This is a genomic window from Moraxella lacunata, assembly GCF_002027545.1.
Taxonomy (GTDB): domain Bacteria; phylum Pseudomonadota; class Gammaproteobacteria; order Pseudomonadales; family Moraxellaceae; genus Moraxella; species Moraxella lacunata.
The window spans coordinates 1-1,750 of the sequence record NZ_MXAN01000112.1; the positions used below are offsets into that span (position 1 = coordinate 1).

Here is a 1,750-nt window from a genome sequence, read left to right on the forward strand (position 1 = left end):
GGGCAAAAAACAGCTACTTGAAATCTACCTAAATCTACTCTATAATGTGTAATTATGAATAGATTGATTGGTATTAACGAAGCTGCAAAACGGCTGGGTGTCTCTATCTCAACATTAAGAAGGTGGGACGAAACTGGCGTGCTTGTCGCAGAACGCACCCCCAAAGGTCATCGCAGGTATGATATCAATAAGTTACACCCTAATTTTTACCATAATCTACCCATACCAAACCGCAAAACGGTTGGCTACGCACGAGTATCTAGCCACGACCAAAAGGACGATTTAGAGCGTCAAATCCAAGTTTTAGAACTCTACTGTGCCAAACAAGGCTGGACTTATGAGGTCGTGGGTGATTTAGGTTCTGGCATGAACTACCATAAAAAAGGACTTAAACAACTGCTTGACGGCATATTAAACAATGAAATCGGCAGATTGGTTTTAACCCATAAAGACCGCCTATTACGCTTTGGTTCGGAACTTATCTTCGCTCTATGCGAAAGAAAGAATGTGGAAGTTGTCATTATCAATCAAGGCGAAAACCTATCCTTTGAAGAAGAGTTGGCTCAAGATGTGTTAGAAATCATTACGGTATTTTCAGCAAGACTATATGGCTCACGAAGTAAAAAGAATAAAAAACTGCTTGAAGCCGTTAAGGCAGCATTGCAATGACGATTATTCGTGGACACATCATCCGACTTGACCCAACCAATAAACAAGCCACACATTTTAGCAAGGCTTGCGGTGTCGCACGTCTGGCCTATAATTGGGCGTTGGGGCAATGGAAAAAGCAATATGAACAAGACAAAAACTACCGTGATGACTGTCAAGCAAAAGGCATAACCATTGACGAAAACCGACTTAACAAACCATCACAAGGTAAACTAAGAAGACAACTTAACGCCATAAAACGTGAAAAATACCCATTCATGCTAGAAGTAACCAAATGCTCTCCCCAACTTGCCATTATGCAACTAGGAGACGCATTCAAACGCTTTTTTAAGGGCGAAAGTGGTTATCCGACATTTAGAAAAAAAGGTGTAAACGACAGATTTAGCCTATCTAATGACCAATTTAAGCTAAAACTCAAAAAAGACAAACCTTTCATTCAAATTCCCAATTTGGGACTTGTTAAAATGCGTGAAAACTTACGCTTTGATGGCAAAATCCTCTGTGCCAAAGTCTTTACCAAAGGTGGTCAATGGTTTGTGTCTATTGCGGTTGAATTGGACAATAACACACAAGTCAGACAACTTAAAACCAATCAAACTCTTAAAACTCTTAAAACAGGTAATGCTGTTGGCATTGATTTAGGCATTACCGACCTTGCCACACTTTCAACAGGAGAAAAGATACAAGCACCAAAACCTTTAAAGAATAAACTTAAAAAACTTCAAAGATTATCAAAACAACTTAGCCGTAAACAAAAAGGCTCTAACAATCGTGAAAAGGCGAAAACCAAGCTCTCACGGTTGCATTATCAAATCAGCTGTATCAGAAAAGACTTTTTACACAAACTTAGTACCAACTTGGTTAAAAAGTTTGATGTGATTTGTCTTGAAAACCTAAATATCAAAGGTATGGTAAAAAATCGCAAACTAAGCCGTGCTATCAATGATTTAGGGTTTTACGAACTTAAAAGGCAACTCATCTACAAAGCAAATCAATGGGGCAAGACACTCAAAGAACTGGATAGATTTTATCCATCAAGCAAAACCTGCTCTTGTTGTGGTGTTAAGTTAGATGAATTACC

At 38.7% G+C, this 1,750-nt stretch carries 2 protein-coding genes; both read left to right on the forward strand.

Going from position 1 to position 1,750, the window contains the following annotated elements:
* Nucleotides 1-54 precede the first annotated feature (54 nt).
* Nucleotides 55-669 carry an IS607 family transposase gene (locus tag B5J94_RS13110; protein ID WP_079364187.1) on the forward strand — a complete coding sequence of 205 codons (615 nt, stop codon included), beginning with the start codon at nucleotides 55-57 and terminating at the stop codon, nucleotides 667-669.
* A partial coding sequence (locus tag B5J94_RS13115; RefSeq protein ID WP_228144604.1) for an RNA-guided endonuclease InsQ/TnpB family protein occupies nucleotides 666-1,750 on the forward strand: 1,085 nt, incomplete at its 3' end. The genes B5J94_RS13110 and B5J94_RS13115, both read left to right, overlap by 4 nt.